This window comes from Streptomyces sp. NPDC031497 (genome assembly GCF_055580905.1).
Window position 1 is genome coordinate 1 of sequence record NZ_JBVIKO010000004.1, and the last position, 17,221, is coordinate 17,221.

General features: G+C 71.0%; 16 protein-coding genes and 1 tRNA gene. 8 read left to right on the forward strand and 9 right to left on the reverse strand.

The window, feature by feature from the left end:
• Positions 1-89 precede the first annotated feature (89 nt).
• Positions 90-1,481 carry a cystathionine beta-synthase gene (locus ACZ5K7_RS08715; protein ID WP_351706521.1) on the reverse strand — a complete coding sequence of 464 codons (1,392 nt, stop codon included), beginning with the start codon at positions 1,479-1,481 and terminating at the stop codon, positions 90-92.
• A 149-nt stretch (positions 1,482-1,630) separates the two neighbouring features.
• Between ACZ5K7_RS08715 and ACZ5K7_RS08720 the strand changes: the two genes are divergently transcribed.
• From ACZ5K7_RS08720 to ACZ5K7_RS08730, 3 genes are all read left to right on the forward strand, one after another.
• On the forward strand, positions 1,631-2,689 hold the full coding sequence (locus ACZ5K7_RS08720; protein WP_351706524.1) for an SGNH/GDSL hydrolase family protein: 1,059 nt from the start codon (positions 1,631-1,633) through the stop codon (positions 2,687-2,689).
• Positions 2,690-3,005: 316 nt separating this feature from the next.
• Complete coding sequence (locus ACZ5K7_RS08725; RefSeq protein WP_351706528.1) at positions 3,006-4,226, forward strand: acetyl-CoA C-acetyltransferase; 1,221 nt, start codon at positions 3,006-3,008, stop codon at positions 4,224-4,226.
• Positions 4,227-4,520: 294 nt separating this feature from the next.
• Positions 4,521-5,315: a hypothetical protein gene (locus ACZ5K7_RS08730; RefSeq protein ID WP_351706531.1), complete on the forward strand. Its 795-nt coding sequence runs from the start codon at positions 4,521-4,523 to the stop codon at positions 5,313-5,315.
• 165 nt (positions 5,316-5,480) lie between these two features.
• Here ACZ5K7_RS08730 and ACZ5K7_RS08735 read toward each other — a convergent pair whose 3' ends face one another.
• A complete protein-coding gene (locus tag ACZ5K7_RS08735) occupies positions 5,481-5,792 on the reverse strand; it encodes a hypothetical protein (RefSeq protein WP_351706534.1) in 312 nt (103 codons plus the stop codon).
• A 119-nt stretch (positions 5,793-5,911) separates the two neighbouring features.
• Here ACZ5K7_RS08735 and ACZ5K7_RS08740 point away from each other — a divergent pair, with 119 nt between their 5' ends.
• Entirely contained in the window at positions 5,912-6,142 is a 231-nt protein-coding gene (locus ACZ5K7_RS08740) for a DUF4287 domain-containing protein (protein WP_351706537.1), read from the forward strand.
• A gap of 119 nt (positions 6,143-6,261) precedes the next feature.
• Here ACZ5K7_RS08740 and ACZ5K7_RS08745 read toward each other — a convergent pair whose 3' ends face one another.
• From ACZ5K7_RS08745 to ACZ5K7_RS08770, 6 genes are all read right to left on the reverse strand, one after another.
• Complete coding sequence (locus tag ACZ5K7_RS08745) at positions 6,262-7,122, reverse strand: Bax inhibitor-1/YccA family protein (protein ID WP_351706540.1); 861 nt, start codon at positions 7,120-7,122, stop codon at positions 6,262-6,264.
• A gap of 195 nt (positions 7,123-7,317) precedes the next feature.
• Entirely contained in the window at positions 7,318-8,496 is a 1,179-nt protein-coding gene (locus ACZ5K7_RS08750) for a 4-hydroxybenzoate 3-monooxygenase (protein ID WP_468912034.1), read from the reverse strand.
• Between the two features lie 289 nt (positions 8,497-8,785).
• Positions 8,786-9,460, reverse strand: a complete 675-nt coding sequence (locus ACZ5K7_RS08755; protein WP_351706546.1) for a hypothetical protein — start codon at positions 9,458-9,460, stop codon at positions 8,786-8,788.
• Between the two features lie 115 nt (positions 9,461-9,575).
• Positions 9,576-11,492 carry a zinc metalloprotease gene (locus tag ACZ5K7_RS08760; protein WP_468912038.1) on the reverse strand — a complete coding sequence of 639 codons (1,917 nt, stop codon included), beginning with the start codon at positions 11,490-11,492 and terminating at the stop codon, positions 9,576-9,578.
• A gap of 104 nt (positions 11,493-11,596) precedes the next feature.
• Complete coding sequence (locus ACZ5K7_RS08765; protein WP_351706552.1) at positions 11,597-11,815, reverse strand: hypothetical protein; 219 nt, start codon at positions 11,813-11,815, stop codon at positions 11,597-11,599.
• Between the two features lie 69 nt (positions 11,816-11,884).
• On the reverse strand, positions 11,885-12,100 hold the full coding sequence (locus ACZ5K7_RS08770) for a hypothetical protein (RefSeq protein WP_207921928.1): 216 nt from the start codon (positions 12,098-12,100) through the stop codon (positions 11,885-11,887).
• A 229-nt stretch (positions 12,101-12,329) separates the two neighbouring features.
• Here ACZ5K7_RS08770 and ACZ5K7_RS08775 point away from each other — a divergent pair, with 229 nt between their 5' ends.
• Entirely contained in the window at positions 12,330-12,728 is a 399-nt protein-coding gene (locus ACZ5K7_RS08775; protein ID WP_351706555.1) for a helix-turn-helix transcriptional regulator, read from the forward strand.
• 293 nt (positions 12,729-13,021) lie between these two features.
• Complete coding sequence (locus ACZ5K7_RS08780; RefSeq protein ID WP_351706558.1) at positions 13,022-13,273, forward strand: hypothetical protein; 252 nt, start codon at positions 13,022-13,024, stop codon at positions 13,271-13,273.
• 48 nt (positions 13,274-13,321) lie between these two features.
• Here the strand turns inward: ACZ5K7_RS08780 and ACZ5K7_RS08785 are convergent.
• Positions 13,322-13,404, reverse strand: a tRNA-Leu gene (locus ACZ5K7_RS08785).
• A 456-nt stretch (positions 13,405-13,860) separates the two neighbouring features.
• Here ACZ5K7_RS08785 and ACZ5K7_RS08790 point away from each other — a divergent pair.
• Together ACZ5K7_RS08790 and ACZ5K7_RS08795 are read left to right on the forward strand one after the other, a co-directional pair.
• Positions 13,861-14,679: an ABC transporter ATP-binding protein gene (locus tag ACZ5K7_RS08790; RefSeq protein ID WP_351706843.1), complete on the forward strand. Its 819-nt coding sequence runs from the start codon at positions 13,861-13,863 to the stop codon at positions 14,677-14,679.
• Entirely contained in the window at positions 14,679-17,207 is a 2,529-nt protein-coding gene (locus ACZ5K7_RS08795; protein ID WP_468912044.1) for an ABC transporter permease, read from the forward strand. Before ACZ5K7_RS08790 ends, ACZ5K7_RS08795 begins: the two co-directional genes overlap by 1 nt.
• Positions 17,208-17,221: the final 14 nt, after the last annotated feature.

The following is a 17,221-nucleotide window of genomic DNA, read 5'->3' on the forward strand; positions in this document are numbered from 1 at the left end:
CCTCGTACTGGACGTACTTGGGTCTGCGCCCGGTGCGGCGAGAGTGCGTGCATGGCGTCGTGAGGCAGACGGGAATTGTCAGACAGGCCCTAGTGCTTGCCGCCCTTGGCGAGAAACGCCAGCAGGTCCTGCCGGCTGACGACACCCTTGGGCTTGCCCTCGACGAGGACGATCGCCGCGTCCGCCGCGCCCAGCACTGACATCAGGTCGCCGACCGGCTCACCGGAGCCGACCTGCGGCAGCGGCGCGCACATGTGCTTCTCCAGCGGGTCCTCCAGGGAGGCCCGCTTGCTGAACAGCGCGTCGAGCAGCTCGCGTTCGACGACCGAGCCGACGACCTCGGCGGCCATCACGTCCGGGTGCCCGGCGCCCGGCTTGACGACCGGCATCTGCGAGACGCCGTACTCGCGCAGCACCTCGATGGCCTCCCCGACGGTCTCCTCCGGGTGCATGTGGACGAGGGAGGGGATGGAGCCGCCGGCCTTGTCGCTGAGCACGTCGGCGACGCGGGCGCTGGGACCCTCGTCCTCCAGGAAGCCGTAGTCGGCCATCCACTCGTCGTTGAAGATCTTGCTGAGGTAGCCGCGGCCGCTGTCCGGCAGCAGGACGACGACGACGTCGTCCGGGCCGAGCCGCTCGGCCACCCGCAGCGCGGCCACGACCGCCATGCCGCAGGAGCCGCCGACCAGCAGGCCCTCCTCCTTGGCCAGCCGCCGCGTCATCTGGAAGGAGTCCTTGTCGGACACGGCGACGATCTCGTCGGCGACGGTCCGGTCGTAGGCGGTCGGCCAGAAGTCCTCACCGACGCCCTCGACGAGGTACGGCCGCCCCGACCCGCCGGAGTACACGGAACCCTCCGGGTCCGCGCCGATCACCTGGACCCGGCCGTCGCTGGCGTCCTTCAGGTAGCGGCCGGTGCCGGAGATGGTGCCGCCGGTGCCCACGCCCGCCACGAAATGGGTGATCTTCCCCTCCGTCTGCTCCCACAGCTCGGGGCCGGTCGAGTGATAGTGCGACAGGGGGTTGTTCGGGTTGGAGTACTGGTCCGGCTTCCAGGCGCCGGGGGTCTCCCGGACGAGCCGGTCGGACACGTTGTAGTACGAGTCCGGGTGCTCGGGGTCGACGGCGGTGGGGCAGACGACCACCTCGGCGCCGTACGCCCGCAGCACGTTGATCTTGTCGGTGCTGACCTTGTCGGGGCACACGAAGATGCACTTGTACCCCTTCTGCTGGGCCACGATCGCCAGCCCCACCCCGGTGTTTCCGCTGGTCGGCTCCACGATGGTGCCGCCGGGCCGAAGCTCCCCGCTCTTCTCGGCGGCCTCGATCATCCGCAGGGCGATGCGGTCCTTCACGGAACCGCCCGGGTTGAAGTACTCGACCTTGGCGAGCACGGTGGCCTGGATGCCCTGGGTGACGCTGTTGAGCCTCAGCAGCGGGGTGTTGCCGACGAGGCTGATCATCGAGTCGTGGAATCGCACCGTTGTCTCCGGTTGCTTTCAAAAGAAGTGGTCCTGGTGGTGCGGCCAGCCTAAGGCCCGCTCCGGAGGTTCACTCCCCGTTGAGATTGACGCACGGCGTGTACGGGGCAAGGAGTGGATGAGCGGCAACGAGGAGGTGGCGGCGACGCATGACGAACATGTCGAGGGCGCGGGTGGCCCGGCGGATCGCGGCCGGGGCGGCGTACGGCGGAGGCGGGATCGGGCTGGTCGGCGCGGCCGCGGTGGGTCTGGTGCTGGCCGAGGTGCGGATGGCCAGGACCCGGGTGAACAACGGCAACAGCGGCGGCCGGGTGCCGATGGCGGACGGCCGCTACGGCGACGCGTACGGCACCGGTGAGCCTCCGCTGCGCCTGACGATGCTCGGCGACTCCACGGCGGCGGGGCAGGGGGTGCACCGGGCCGCACAGACGCCGGGCGCGCTGCTGGCGTCGGGCCTCGCGGCGGTCGCCGAACGCCCCGTCGAGTTCACCAACGTGGCCCAGCCCGGCGCCCAGTCCGACGACCTGGACCGCCAGGTGGCGCTGGTCCTCGGCTCGGCCTCGCCGTGCCCCGACGTGTGCGTGATCATGATCGGCGCGAACGACGTCACCCGCCGCATGCCGCCGACCCGCTCGGTACGCCACCTCTCGGCAGCGGTCCGCCGACTGCGCACGGCGGGCGCGGAGGTCGTGGTCGGCACCTGTCCCGACCTGGGCACGATCGAGCCGGTACGACAGCCGTTGCGCTGGCTGGCCCGGCGGGCGTCGCGCCAGCTGGCGGCGGCCCAGACGATCGGCACGGTGGAGCAGGGCGGCCGCACGGTGTCGCTGGGCGACCTGCTGGGCCCCGAGTTCGCGGCGAACCCCCGCGAGCTCTTCGGCCCCGACAACTACCACCCCTCGGCGGAGGGCTACGCCACCGCGGCGATGGCGGTGCTCCCCACGGTCTGCGCCGCGCTCGGCCTGTGGCCGGCGGAGGAGGAGCGCCCCGACGTCACCCGCCGCGAGGGCTTCCTCCCGGTGGCCCGCGCTGCGGCGGAGGCGGCGGCCGAGGCCGGCACGGAGGTCACGGCGGCGATGCCGACGGGGCCGCGGGGACCGTGGGCCCTGCTGAAACGCCGCCGGCGCCACCAGGTCGACGAGCCGCCCGCCCTCCCGACCGACCCGGCTTCCGAAGAGGCCAGGTCGAGGGCCGGCACGACCGACTAGGGAGACGGTGCGCCGAGTCGGGGCGTGTCACGTACCGGCGCCGGCCGGGTGCCTCCTCCCAGAGGGGGCACCCCCAGCGCCCACCCGTGCCGCCTGGGGGCACGGAGAGGCGGCGGGGGAGCGCCCCTTCAGGGGCGCGGGGAACTGCGCGACCAGCCCCCACCCACCCGCACGGAACGACGCACCCCTCGACACCGAAAAAGCAAGCGCTTAGAAAGTGCGGCCAGTGTCACACCGCGGCACCGGTGACCAACGACATACGTGCGGGTAACTTCCCAAGCAGCCCTGCCAATCCCCGCGTCACTGGAGCCGTGAGATGCCCGAAGCCGTCATCGTCTCGACCGCCCGTTCCCCGATCGGCCGTGCCGTCAAGGGCTCCCTGAAGGACCTGCGCCCCGACGACCTCACCGCGACGATCATCCAGGCCGCCCTCGCCAAGGTCCCCGAGCTGGACCCCAAGGACATCGACGACCTGATGCTCGGCTGCGGCCTCCCCGGCGGCGAGCAGGGCTACAACCTCGGCCGGATCGTCGCCGTGCAGATGGGCATGGACCACCTCCCCGGCTGCACGATCACCCGTTACTGTTCCTCGTCCCTCCAGACCAGCCGCATGGCGCTGCACGCCATCAAGGCCGGCGAGGGCGACGTGTTCATCTCGGCCGGTGTCGAAATGGTCTCCCGGTTCGCCAAGGGCAGCTCGGACGGTCTCCCGGACACCACCAACCCGATCTTCGCCGAGGCCCAGGCCCGTACCGCCGCCACCGCCCAGTCCACCGGCTCCACCTGGCACGACCCGCGCGAGGACGGCCTGGTCCCCGACCCGTACATCGCGATGGGCCAGACCGCCGAGAACCTGGCCCGCGCCAAGGGCGTCACCCGCCAGGACATGGACGAGTTCGGCGTCCGCTCCCAGAACCTCGCCGAGGAAGCCATCAAGAACGGCTTCTGGGAGCGCGAGATCACCCCGGTGACCCTCCCCGACGGCACGGTCGTCAGCAAGGACGACGGCCCGCGCGCCGGCGTCACCCTGGAGGGCGTGGCGGGCCTGAAGCCGGTCTTCCGCCCCGACGGCCTGGTCACGGCCGGCAACTGCTGCCCGCTGAACGACGGCGCCGCCGCCGTGATCATCATGTCCGACACCAAGGCCCGCGAGCTCGGCCTCACCCCGCTCGCCCGGATCGTGTCGACCGGTGTCACCGGCCTCTCCCCCGAGATCATGGGCCTCGGCCCGGTGGAGGCCTCGCAGCAGGCCCTGCGCCGCGCCGGCCTGACCGTCGACGACATCGACCTGTTCGAGATCAACGAGGCGTTCGCCGCCCAGGTGATCCCCTCCTACCGCGACCTGGACATCCCGCTGGAGAAGCTGAACGTGAACGGCGGCGCCATCGCCGTCGGCCACCCCTTCGGCATGACCGGCGCCCGCATCACCGGCACGCTCATCAACTCCCTCCAGTTCCACGACAAGCAGTTCGGTCTGGAGACGATGTGCGTCGGCGGCGGCCAGGGCATGGCGATGGTCATCGAGCGCCTGAGCTGAGCCACCGCACCACCCCTGAGTGACCCCTGAGTGACCGTCATGGGACCCACCGTGACGCCCCGGCCCGGTGTTCGAGAAAACTCCGAACACCGGGCCGATTTGTGATCCAATCTCCCCCAGGATGTGACCTATCTCCCTCTGCGGGGGTATCACCGCAGGTCAGCGTGGCTGTCCAGGCAAACCCGAGGGCCAAAGCCCTGTCCGGTTCGTGACGTTACGCACTGACAGCTTGATAGTCCACCCTTCAAGCTGATGTAGGAAGTCGGGGGTCGACTTTGAACCGGGAGTACGTCAGTGAGCGCCATGCCGATCGCCTTGCTGCTCACCACGGCCGCCACGGGCGCCGTGGGCGTCGCTGTCCTGCGCACTGTTCTGAAGCTGCGCCGTCAGGTCGCCGAGCTGCACACCCAGCTTGCCCAGAACCAGGCCGCCGCGATGCGCGCCCTGCTGCCGGCCGCCCGCAGCCATGCGGACGCCGGGCAGATACGGGCCGCCGTGGCCGAGGCGCTCGCCGAGGAGCGGGAGCGGGAACTGGCCGAGGCGCGGGCCTTCTGGGCCGCGCAGGAGGCGCGTGACGCCTCCGACACTCCGTCGCTGCTGGGTCTGGCGGACGGTGAGCCGTTCCTGCCCCGGCACAGCGACTTCGTGGGCCTGGAGCCGGTCGCCGAGCAGGCGACGGAGGCCGACGACTTCGCCGGGAGCGGCCCCGCCGAGTCCCCGGAGCTGGCGGCGGCCCGCCGCCGTCACCCGTCCCATCCGGACTTCGTACCGGTGCAGTCGCCGGTGGTGAACGACCATGAGCGCACGGTCGCGACGCTGGAGCAGCTGGCCGAGTTGCGGGTCGAGCTCTCCGACGTGCGCCCCGGGCCGCTGGGCACGCTGGACGTCTACGTCTTCGCCGACGGCACGACGCTGTGCATGACGCCGGGGCACCGGGAGACGGCGGAACGGCTGGCCGCGGCGCTGAACGCGGGCGAGACGCCGTACCTGCTGGGCGGGTCGGGGATCTCCGGCGCCTACACGCTGACGTTCGCGTGCGGCGAGGAGAACGTGTACATCCTGGCGGACCGGGTCATAGCGTCGCTGTGAGCCGTTGACGGTGCGTGGTCGGGTGCGGGTGCGTGGGGGTTGTTCGCGCAGTTCCCCGCGCCCCTGAAAGCAGAAGCAGGGGCGCCGCAGTGCGCCCCTGCGGGGGCGCGGGGAACTGCGCTACCAGCCGCATCGCACCCGCACCCGACCACGCACCCCCGGCCCTCACACCCCCGCCCTCTTCTGCGCCTCCTCCACCAGGCGCACCGCTTCCCCCACCTCCGCGTCGCTCTCCAGGACGACCGCCAAGTCGTTCCCGGCCACGGTGATTTGGTCGGCCACGGCGAACATCCCCGCGTCCGGCATCTCCCGGGCCGTACCGCCCGGCTCCTCAACGGCCTGCGCCCAGTCGGCCAACTGCCTGGCCAGCGACAGCGCCTCCGCGGCCGCCCCCCTCTGCAACCGACTCTGCGGCGCCGCCCTCAACTTGTCGGCGAAGTGCTCCACTGCACGGGTAAGAGGCGTCGTATCAACCACGCCGTGAGCGTAACGCCTGACGTCGGCTGTCCTGTCCCGACTGTTGCCAACACGCCAACACTCAGGCACGGTGACGTGAAGGACCGGCTACAACCCCCCTTTGCGCACCGGAGGCGCCGATGTCCCAAGTCTTCTCCGAGGAGACCCATCGCAACATGCTCGCCCGCATCCCCCACTGCACCGGTCGTGAAGTGTCCGACTGGCTGCGTACCGTCGCCGAAGGCCCGTCCCTCTTCCGCTTCGAGGAGAAGGTCAGCTGGCTCCGCCACGAGCACAACCTCGCGTACGGCCACGCGAAGGCGTTGATCCACGAGTACGACCTGAGGAGGGCCGCGCGCAAACTTCTCTAGGCGCGCACAGACGACGAAGGGCCCCGGGGGTGGTGCCCCGGGGCCCTTCTCGGCTCTCTTGCGGCCGAAGGCCGTGACCGCCGGCCGTGGCCGCCGGCCGTGGCCGCTGGTCGTGACCGCTAGTCGTTACTGCTGAAGATCGCCACCAGGCGCAGCATCTCGACGTAGATCCACACCAGCGTCAGGGTGAGGCCGAACGCGGCCAGCCAGGCCTCGTTCTTCGGGGCGCCGTACGCGATGCCGTCCTCGATCTGCTTGAAGTCGAGGGTCAGGAAGAACGCGCCGAGCAGGATCGCGATGATGCCGACGATCGCGCCGAGCGGGCCGAAGCTGCGCAGGCCGCCGTTGTCGGCGACGCCGAACGCGACCAGCAGCAGGTTGACCACCATGACCAGCACGAAGGCGATGGCGATGGCCATGCCGATGCGGGCGTAGCGGGCGGTGACGCGGATCCAGCCGGCCTTGTAGACCAGCAGGGTCGCGGCCGTGACCGCCATGGTGCCGAGCACCGCCTGGAACGGGGCGCCGCTCCACTGGCTGTTGTACATCTCGCTGATCACGCCGAGGAAGACGCCCTCGAAGGCGGCGTATCCCAGGATCAGCGCGGGCACCGGGGTGCGCTTGAAGCTCTGGATCAGCGCCAGGACCATCGCCACGATCGCGGAGCCGAAGGCCAGGCCGTAGCTGGTGCTGGAGACCGGCAGCAGGGCCCAGGCGAGGGCCGCGCCGACGGCGACCGTGCCCAGCGTCATCGCCGAGCGCAGGACCACGTCGTCCATGGTCATGCGGCCGGTGGTGGCCGGGGCCTGCGGCGGGGCGCCCTGCTGGACGTCCTGTTGGGCGTAGGGGTTGTTCGCGTAGGGGTTCTGCGCGTACGGGTTGCCCTGTGCGTACCCGGCCTGCGGCGCGGTGTTGAAGCCCGCGTAGCCGTTGTCGCGGCTGAACCCCCGTCGCGAGAAGACCGGGTTACTGCTCCTCATTTCACTCCTCCATGGCCGCTGTGCGAGGCCTTGGCGTCAAGAGTAATGGATTGGCAAAGGAATGACCCTCGTACCTCAGGAGGATCTTTCCCCTGCCGTGCTGCGCAACACGCTACGCGGACCCCTGATTCCCGGCCATGGAGGGCTTCATTCCATGACCAAGCCGCTACACGACTGGAACCGGCCGGAGGTGCCTCAGGCGTCCAGGGGGAAGCCCGTGTACGCCTCCGCCAGGTCGGTCTCAGCCGCCCGGCAGGAGGCGATCCGGCCGAGCCGGGCCAGCTGGAGCCTGGCGTCGAAGGGGGTGTCCGCGGGGCCGCGGTGGAGCAGGGTGGTCATGTCGTACGAGAACCGCTCGGCCTGCCAGACCCGGCGCAGGCAGGTCGCCGAGTAGGTCTCCAGGAGCTCGGGGGAGCCCGTCTCCCGCTCGTGGGCGAGGGCGCGGGCGAGGGTGACGACGTCGCCGACGGCGAGGTTCAGCCCCTTGGCGCCGGTCGGCGGCACGATGTGGGCGGCGTCCCCGGCGAGGAAGACCCGGCCGTGCCGCATGGGCTCATGGACGTACGACCGCATGGGCGTGACCGACTTCTGGGTGATCGGCCCGCGCTCCAGGCGCCAGTCGTCGTCGGTCTCGAAACGCCGCTCCAGCTCGTCCCAAATCGCCTCGTCGGTCCAGTCCTCGGCGTCCGTGTCGGCCGGGACCTGGAGGTAGAGGCGGGAGACGGACGGGGAGCGCATGGAGAGAAGGGCGAAGCCGCGGTCGTGGCGGGCGTAGACCAGCTCGTCGTGGGAGGGGGCCACATCGGCGAGGATGCCCAGCCAGGCGTAGGGGTAGGTGCGCTCGAAGACCTGGGAGAGGGACTCGGGGAACGCGGTGCGGGCGACGCCCCAGAAGCCGTCGCAGCCGACGACGTACGCGCACTCCAGGACGTCCTCGCGGCCCTCGTGCCGGAACCGGATGCGCGGCCGGTCGCTCTCGGCGCCCTCCACCGCCAGTGCCTCCGCCTCGAAGAGCAGCGGGCCGCCCTCCTTGAGCTGGAGGGCGATGAGGTCCTTGCAGACCTCGGTCTGGGCGTAGACCGTCACGGACCGCCCGCCGGTGAGCCCGGGGAAGTCCACGCGGTGGCGCTGTGTCGCGAACCGCAGCTCGATGCCGTCGTGGCGCAGGCCCTCGCGGTCCATGCGCTCCCCGGCGCCGGCCGCGCGCAGCACGTCCACCGTGCCCTGCTCCAGGATCCCGGCGCGCTGGCGGTGTTCCACGTAGGAGCGGTCGCGGCTCTCCAGGACGACCGAGTCGATGCCGGCGTTGTGCAGCAGCCGGGCGAGCAGGAGTCCGGCGGGTCCGGCTCCGATGATGCCGACGGTGGTGCGCATCGGTCGTTCCTTCCGTGGACGGGGCGTCGTCGCCCGCTGCGGAGACTATGGCGTTCACCTGGTGCACCTGCCGCACCCGGCACGCATGGTTCGCCTGGTTCGCCGGGTTCGTCCGGCCGCTGGGTTCGTCTGGTGAAATTTCCTTCACCATCTTCTCCCGAGTCTCCGTCCCGAGGTATTCCCTGTCAATGGACGCGCCCCGGGTCCGCCGGTGCACACGACCGGCCGCCCGGCCCGCCGGAGGCGGTGGTGGGCCGGGCGGCCGGTGCGCGGAGCGGCGGGGCAGGGGTCAGCGACCCGGCCAGCCGTCCAGGTGGCGGTGCAGGGTGACGTCGGTGCGCGGGTCGCCCTTCGGGGCGCTCGCGACCGCGTCGTGCAGGACGGTGGTGACCTCGGCGGCGAGCCCGTCGGCCTGCGTGCGCAGGTCGGCGGCGGGCAGTGTGGAGCGGGTCAGTTCGTCGAGCCGGCGGTGGATGTCGGCGAGCTTGCCCCGCGCGGTGGCGTCGAGGAGCAGCGGGTTGGGCGTGGAGACCACGAACTGGTAGGCACCGGCCAGGGTCTGACAGCCCGTGCACTCCTTGTTGGCGGCGTCGCTGAGGTTCACCGCGTTCAGCCGCGCGTGCTCCCCGGCGACCGTGACGATCTGGAAGGACAGCGCGACCGAACGGCAGTGGTCGTCGGCCGAGCAGCCGGCCGAGACGGCGTTGGCCTGGTTGCGTACGGCGGCGGCGTTGACCTTGCCGAACTGACGGACCGTGAACGAGTCCCGGACCTGGGTGTGGTGCCCGCGGTCGGCGTGGCTGAAGACATGGTCGGAGGCGACCGCGGCGTGCGGCACGGCGGTGGCCGCCTGTGCGGGCAGGGCGGTGGCCGCCCCGGCGACCCCGGCCGCGAACAGGCCGATCCGGACGGCCCGCCGGGTGAGCGGACCTGAGGTGGTGCGTGGTTTTCGGTGACTGCTCATGGATGCTCCTGTGCTTCTGCGGTGGGTGGTTCGGTGGCCGTGCGCCGGCCGGCCGCGTGGTGGTGGCCGGCGGACCGGCCCGCGCGGTGGCCGTACGACGGCCCGGGGCCGCTCGTCAGGACGTGGCCGGGGCCGGGGAGCTGGGCGGGTCGCTGGCCGGCGGCGGGGACGGGCTGGGCGGCGGGGACGCCGGGACGCTCTCCGACGGCGTGGGCGACGGCTCGGGCTCCGTGGTGCCGGTCCCGTCGGACGGCGAGGGCACCGGATCGGCGACCGTTCCCCCGCTGGACGGCACCGGCGACCTGGAGGTACCGCCGCCAGGGCCGCCGGGTACCGACGCGGACGGCGACGCCGAGGCGGACGCCCGGCGCGAGGACTCCGTCGGCGAGGGGCCGGCGCCCGCCCCGGCCGAGGCGGCCGTCGCACCGGCCGCCGGATCCGACGGGGCACCGGAGTCCGTCGGGCTGTCCGGGGTCGTTGCCTGCCGGGCCGGCGGTGCCTCGGTGGGCACCCCCGGCTGGAGGATCGGCGCGATCGGCGGCTGCTTGGGCAGCGGCTTCGGCGTCACCCCGGAGACCCAGGCGTAGCTGAGACCGGTGAGCCCGGCGAGGGCGAGCGCGCAGACCGCAAGCCGCAGCCTCGGCCGGCCCGCCGTGGTGCGTTTCGCGGCCCGGAAGAGCCGCCCGCCGATCTTCACGGACAGATAGACGACACCGGCCATCGGGCAGAGCAGCATCACGCTGCCGATGGTCCCGACCAGCCCCTCGACGATCTTCCCGTCCACGAACGCCGAGCCGGTACCGACGAGTTGCTCGGTCAGGGAGCGGGTCATGGTGGTGAGGATCCGCGGCAGGTTCCACAGCGCGTACCCGAGTTCGCCGATGATCAGCGGGACCATCGTCAGCACCCAGGTGGCGACGATGGCGCGCGCCGACTTCTTCAGCCCCGCGACCTCCTCGCGGGCCTTGTCCCCCCGCGGCCCCGGCACCAGGGCCAGCAGGATCGGCTTGATCTTGCCGTACAGGTCCGGGACCCCGGCCAGGTCGCCGAGGATGTAGTAGCCGTCCAGCCGTACGGCCGGCATCAGCTGTTCCAGGATCTCGAAGTGCCCGAGGTAGACCGTGGCGAGGAAGAACTGCGCCCCGGTGGCGAAGTAGGCGCCGGCCATGGCCAGCATGAAGACGATGTTGAAGTAGACGCCGCCGAGGTCGGTGCGGAGCCGGCCGGCCCGGCCGATCCGGTACACGTCGGTGACGTCGGTGTACATCGAGGGCCAGATGAGGAAGAGCCCGCACCCGATACAGCCGGGGCGGGCTCCGCCGTATCTGCACGCGGAGGCGTGGCCGAACTCGTGGAAGACGAGGGAGGCCACGGTGAGGACGAAGACGACCAGGATCAGGACCGGCTGGTCGAGCACCTCCAGGACGGGTTCTATCGCCCCGAAGAACCCGAACAGCCAGACGTCCATGCCGACGGCCGAGGCCAGCACCAGTGCCACCACCACCGGTCGGTGCAGCCAGGCCAGCGAACGGGCGATCTTCGCCGTCCGCCGCTCGTTGAAGATCACCCGGTGGCCCTTGAGGGCGAGCAGCAGGTCGGAGCGCGGGGCGTCGACCTCGTCGTCCTCCTGGCCCTCCGGGACCGTCACGCCCAGCGGTTCGAGCTTCTTCTCGACGAGGAAGCGGATGTTCTCCCCGCTGACCTCACGGCCGAAGCGGGCGCTGACCCGGTGGGCGATGGCCTCGGCATCGCGGACGCCGTCGACCGACGACGCCACCAGGTACAGCAGCCTGGACAGCTGCACGACCTGCCCGTCCCCCCGACGGGCGATGTACTTGGGCTCGGTGAATCCCGACCCCTGGTACTCGCCGTGCAACCGCAGTCCCGCGCTCAGCCTCGGGATCGGCGACGGCGGGTCCACCACCGGCAGGTTGCCCGTCGCGACCTGCTCGTAGGTGACCGGCCAGCCGCCGGGTCCGGGCACCGGGCCCGTGTCGTACAGTGCGGCGGTCCCGTCTCCGAGCACCGTCATGTGTGGTCTCCCCCCGGATCCCGCATGCAGTTCCCCCCTTGGCGCCTGTCCGGCACCGGCCGCGAGCGCCACCGCCGGGGCGACGGCGGTGGCGCTCCCGGGGACTACTGGGTGACGCTGATCGTCTGCGCGGCCTGCGAGGTGGCGGACGACCACGCCGAGTGGTCGTTCAGGGCGGCGGACTGGTTGGACGCGTCGATGTTGGCGATGTGCTTGGTGACGTTGACGGTCTTGCCGAAGCTGAACTTCAGCCGGCCGAGGGCCTCACGGCCCGGCAGCAGCTCCGCGGACTCGTTCTCCAGCTCGTTCATGTCCATGCTCATGACGGATGTCCTTTCGTTTCGTGTGCGATGAGGTCGAGATCGGCACCGGCGCCGTGCGCCGGGGCGGCGTTACTGGGTGACGCTGATGGTCTGGGCGGCGCCGGAGTCGGCCACCGACCACGACGAGTGGTCGTTCAGCGCGGCGGACTCGTTGTGGGCGCTGATGTTCGCGACGTGCTTGGTGACGTTGACCGTCTTTCCGAAGCCGAACTTCAGCCGGCCCAGGGCCTCACGACCCGGCAGCAGCTCCGCGGACTCGGCCTCGAGCTCATGGGCGTCCATCATGATCGCTTCCCCCTCAGGGATAGACATTTCCGATCGGACCGAGTCAGGTTCCCCCCGGACTCTGTCCAATCTGGTCGGACGAGCTGTCCAACGAGATTGGACACTAGGCCCTCGGAGACCCCCTGCGCAACCCGTTCGAGAAATCACCCTCTCGGCCGATCGCGGCGGCGACCGTAGAATCGGCGCGACATGGCGGACTCCGCAGGCGGCGAGCAGGAAGTGACGGTCAGTGGCCAACGCACTGCAGCAGTTGATCCGTGAGCACCTCGACCGCAAGGGCTGGTCCTACGGTGACGTGGCGCGGCGCGGCGGTATCCCCCGCTCCACCGTCCACCACCTGGCCACCACCGAGCGGGTGGTCCGCATGCCCCAGACGACGACCCTGGAGGGCCTGGCCAAGGGGCTGGAGCTCCCGCTGGAGAGCGTGCGCCGGGCCGCCGCCGAGGCGTGCGGGATCCACGTGTACGACACCTCGCCGGGCGCCGGCGCGAACGGCGGCGCCGCCGACCCCGAGGTCGCGCTGCTCATCGCGAGCGTCCAGAAGCTGTCGGCGGACGACCGCCGCCACGTCACCGCTCTGGTCGAGTCGCTGCTGGACCGTTCCTCCAGACCGCCCAAGGAGCAGTGACCGCCCCCGGACCGCCCGGAGCCGCCTCCGGACCACCCCGGACCGCCCCGGACCGCCTCTGGTCCGTCGGGGGCGCTCTCCGATCCGTCGGCGAACCGCTCCCCGATCCGCCGGAGGACCGCTCCCCGGCCCCTCGGCGGACCGCTCTCCGAACGCTCTCGGACGTTCTTCCGTCAAGTCGGAAAAAGAATCCAACTCCGCACGAAACCGTCAAGATCCAGGGCTAGTCTCTCGTCCTGCCCGGGACGCGAGAGCCGCACGACCACGGGCTCTCAGGGGGAGATGTGTTGTTCGTGCACGGCGGACCGGCGACGGCCGTGGTCCGGGGACCCGACGGCGAGTCCGTCGTCCTGCTGTCCGGGGAACTGCCCGAGGTACTCACCGACGCCTCGGTCACCGAACTCCTGGACCTGGCCGCCGCCATCCTGGACGCCGGCGAACTCCCCCTGTTCGAGGAGTGCCTGCGCGCGCTGCGCCGCAACGGCATGCGCGCGGGCCGCCGTATCGAGGTGGACGGCGCGGTCCTGACCGTCTACGAGGGATGAGCCGACGCTCTGAGGGACGAGCCGCCGCCCCCGAGAGGGCGCGGGAAGTGCCCGGAACCGGACTTGAACCGGTACGCCCGCGAGGGGCAGCGAGGTTTAAGCTCGCCGTGTCTGCATTCCACCATCCGGGCAGGCCATGGGCTCCGCTACGAGATTCCGAGCCTATCGGGAGGCGTCCCTCGAACAGCGGACGGGCGACCCGATGTTGTCTTATTTTATTGACGTCTGAGGGTGCATCAGCCCCCGGAACGAGCCATCCGCACTTGCCAATAGCGTTACGCGCGGTGGGTGCGCGCGTACGGGGAATGACGGAATTTCACCGTCCGAACAAGGGGGCTCCACCTGTTCTCGACGGGTCGGAGCGACCGGTTCCGGATCTGGTGCGGCCGGCCTGAGGGTCCGCCGTCATCCCCAGGTATGACACGGCGGGCCCCCGGTCCCCCCTTGGTTGCCCTCCGGAACCGGAACTACGGCTGACTACACGGGCCCGTGCGGCCGAGACGATGGTGCGGTCCCCATGAACGACGTCGTCCCGACAGGAGCGCCCTTCCGTGTCCACCACACCCTCCCCCAGCCTTCGTCCGGGGGTGCCCCCGGCCGACCGGCGGACCACCTCGGTGGCCGCTCGCGCCACGGAGCTCTCGAAGATCTACGGGCAGGGTGAGACGCAGGTCGTCGCCCTGGACCGGGTCACCGTCGAGTTCCCGCAGGCCGAGTTCACCGCGATCATGGGGCCGTCCGGCTCCGGCAAGTCCACGCTGATGCACTGCGTGGCCGGCCTCGACACCTTCTCCTCCGGTTCCGTGCGGATCGGCGACACCGAACTCGGCTCCCTGAAGGACAAGCAGCTCACCAAGTTGCGCCGGGACAAGATCGGGTTCATCTTCCAGGCGTTCAACCTGCTCCCGACGCTGACCGCGCTGGAGAACATCACACTCCCGATGGACATCGCGGGCCGCAAACCGGACAGGCAGTGGCTCGACAGCGTCATCCAGATGGTCGGTCTGAAGGACCGGCTGAGCCACCGTCCCTCGCAGCTCTCCGGCGGCCAGCAGCAGCGCGTCGCCGTCGCCCGCGCCCTCGCCTCCCGGCCGGAGATCATCTTCGGTGACGAGCCGACCGGAAACCTGGACTCCCGCTCCGGCGCCGAGGTGCTCGGCTTCCTGCGCAACTCGGTGCGGGAGCTGGGCCAGACGGTCGTCATGGTCACCCACGACCCGGTCGCGGCGTCGTACGCGGATCGCGTCGTCTTTCTCGCCGACGGCCGGGTCGTCGACGAGATGTACCGCCCGACGGCCGAGACGGTCCTCGACTTCATGCGGCAATTTCCTGGGGGCGCTGACACCAGCGGCTCCGCCGCGCGGCCCCAGACCCCCGAGTTCGACGCGAAGGGCCGGACCAGCTGATGTTCCGCACCGCCCTGCGCAACGTCCTCGCGCACAAGGCCCGGCTGTTGATGACCGTGCTCGCCGTCATGCTCGGCGTCGCGTTCGTCTCCGGCACCCTGGTCTTCACCAACACCATCTCGGACGCCTACCAGAACAGCTCGGCCAAGGGCTTCGCGGGTGTCGACGTCGCCGTACAGGCCAAGTACCAGGATTCGAAGGGCGACAAGGTCGGCAAGACGCCCGACCTCACTCAGGCCGTGCTCGACAAGGCGGCGAAGGTTCCCGGGGCCGCCTCCGCGACCGGGGTGGTCACCGGATTCACCGCCATGGCCGACAAGCACGGCAAGCTGATCGGCGGCGGCTGGCAGTCCGAGGGCGGCAACTACTGGGGCACCAAGGACGCCCGTTACCCGCTGGTCAGCGGCCACGCGCCCAGCGGCAAGGGCGAGGTGCTGATCGACTCCAAGACCGCCGAGCGGGCCGGCTACCAGGTCGGCGACACCGTGCGCATCTCGGTCGACGGCCCGGTCCTCACCCCGACCGTGGCGGGCATCTTCACCACCGACGACGGCAACGTCGCGGCCGGCGGCAGCCTCGCGCTGTTCGACACGGCGACCGCGCAGCAACTGTTCGGCAAGACGGGCACGTACGACGAGATCGACGTGACCGCGAAGTCCGGCACCGCCCAGGCCACGCTGAAGTCCCAGCTGGACCAGGCGCTGCCGAAGCGGCTCGTGGAGACCACCACCGGCAAGAAGCTCGCCGACGACCAGGCGAAGGCCATCGCCGCCGGCATGAGCGGCCTGCGCCAGGGCCTGCTGGTCTTCGCCGGTATCGCCCTGTTCGTCGGCACGTTCATCATCGCCAACACCTTCACCATGCTGGTCGCCCAGCGCACCAAGGAGCTGGCGCTGCTGCGCGCGGTGGGCGCCTCCCGCCGCCAGGTCACCCGCTCGGTGCTGATCGAGGCGTTCGTGGTCGGCGCGGTGGCCGGGGTGGCCGGTCTGGTCGCCGGTATCGGCATCGGCGCCGGACTGCGCGCGCTGATGGGCTCGTTCGGCGCGACCGTCCCGGACGGCCCGCTGGTCGTCAGCGGCGGCACGGTGGCGGCCGCCCTCGCGGTCGGCGTCGTCATCACCATGCTGGCCGCCTGGCTGCCCGGCCGCCGGGCCGCGAAGATCCCGCCGGTCGCCGCGATGAGCGCGCTGCACTCGGCGCCGACCACCAAGTCGCTGGTGCTGCGCAACACGATCGGCGCGCTGTTCTCGGCGGCGGGCGTGACGGTGATCCTGGCGGCGACCACGATGGAGGGCTCCGACGGCCAGGCGCCGATGGGCCTGGGCGCGGTCCTCCTGATCATCGGTGTGTTCGTCCTGACCCCGCTGCTGTCCCGTCCGCTGATCGCGGCCGCCGCCCCGCTGCTGCGCGGGTTCGGCGTCTCCGGCAAGCTCGCCCGGCAGAACTCGGTGCGCAACCCGCGCCGTACCGCCGCGACCGCCTCGGCGCTGATGATCGGCCTGACCCTGATCACCGGCATGACGGTGATGGCGGGCAGCCTGCAGAAGTCGATCGACAAGATGGCGAGCTCGGCGATCCGCGCGGACTACATCGTCTCGATGGCCAACGGGAACGCGCTCTCCCCCGACGTGGCGAAGAAGGTCGCGGCCACGGACGGCGTCACCGCGAGCAGCCCGCTGCGCAACGCGGTCTCCCGGATCGACGGCAAGACCGAGTTCCTGACCGGCGTCAACGGCTCGGCGATCGGCAGGCTGACCGACCTCACGGTGGACAACGGCTCGTTCAAGGTCGGCGGCTCGGACGTCGTCGTGGACGCCGACAAGGCCAAGTCGCTCGGCTGGAAGGCGGGTTCGAGCTTCACCGTCCACTACGAGGACGGCAAGGCGCAGAAGATGACCGTCGCCGGGATCTACGAGGGCAACGAGGTGATCCACGGGATCATGCTCGACAACGCCGTCCTCGCCTCGCACCAGACCGACCCCGCCGACATGCAGGTCATGGTCAAGACGGCGGACGGCGCGTCCGGCGCGGCCAAGGACAAGCTGGAGAAGGTCCTCGGCTCCAACCCGGCGATCAAGGTCCAGGACAAGCAAGACCTGTCCGACTCCATCGCCCGGGCGTTCACGCTGATCCTGAACATGGTCTACGGCCTGCTCGCGATGGCGGTGATCGTCGCGGTCCTCGGTGTCGTCAACACCCTGGCCATGTCGGTCTTCGAACGGCAGCAGGAGATCGGCATGCTGCGCGCGATCGGCCTGGACCGCAAGGCGGTCAAGCGGATGGTCCGGCTGGAGTCCCTGGTCATCTCGCTCTTCGGCGGGGTGCTGGGCCTCGGCCTGGGGGTGTTCTTCGGCTGGGCGGCCGGCCGGCTGGTCGGCGCGCGGATGGCGACGTACGAACTGGTCCTGCCGTGGTCCAGGATGGCGCTCTTCCTGGTGCTGGCCGGCCTGGTCGGCGTCCTGGCCGCCCTGTGGCCGGCCCGGCGCGCGGCGCGCCTGAACATGCTGGCGGCGATCAAGTCCGAGTAGCCGCGGACCCGGCG

Coding starts and splice junctions, on each gene's coding strand:
- ACZ5K7_RS08750 (WP_468912034.1), bottom strand. CDS start 8,496: ATGCGCACCACCGTCGGCATCATCGGAGCCGGACCCGCCGGACTCCTG.
- ACZ5K7_RS08765 (WP_351706552.1), bottom strand. CDS start 11,815: ATGAGCATGGACATGAACGAGCTGGAGAACGAGTCCGCGGAGCTGCTG.
- ACZ5K7_RS08770 (WP_207921928.1), bottom strand. CDS start 12,100: ATGATGGACGCCCATGAGCTCGAGGCCGAGTCCGCGGAGCTGCTGCCG.
- ACZ5K7_RS08740 (WP_351706537.1), top strand. CDS start 5,912: ATGTCCCAAGTCTTCTCCGAGGAGACCCATCGCAACATGCTCGCCCGC.
- ACZ5K7_RS08720 (WP_351706524.1), top strand. CDS start 1,631: ATGACGAACATGTCGAGGGCGCGGGTGGCCCGGCGGATCGCGGCCGGG.
- ACZ5K7_RS08755 (WP_351706546.1), bottom strand. CDS start 9,460: ATGAGCAGTCACCGAAAACCACGCACCACCTCAGGTCCGCTCACCCGG.
- ACZ5K7_RS08760 (WP_468912038.1), bottom strand. CDS start 11,492: ATGACGGTGCTCGGAGACGGGACCGCCGCACTGTACGACACGGGCCCG.
- ACZ5K7_RS08725 (WP_351706528.1), top strand. CDS start 3,006: ATGCCCGAAGCCGTCATCGTCTCGACCGCCCGTTCCCCGATCGGCCGT.
- ACZ5K7_RS08795 (WP_468912044.1), top strand. CDS start 14,679: ATGTTCCGCACCGCCCTGCGCAACGTCCTCGCGCACAAGGCCCGGCTG.
- ACZ5K7_RS08745 (WP_351706540.1), bottom strand. CDS start 7,122: ATGAGGAGCAGTAACCCGGTCTTCTCGCGACGGGGGTTCAGCCGCGAC.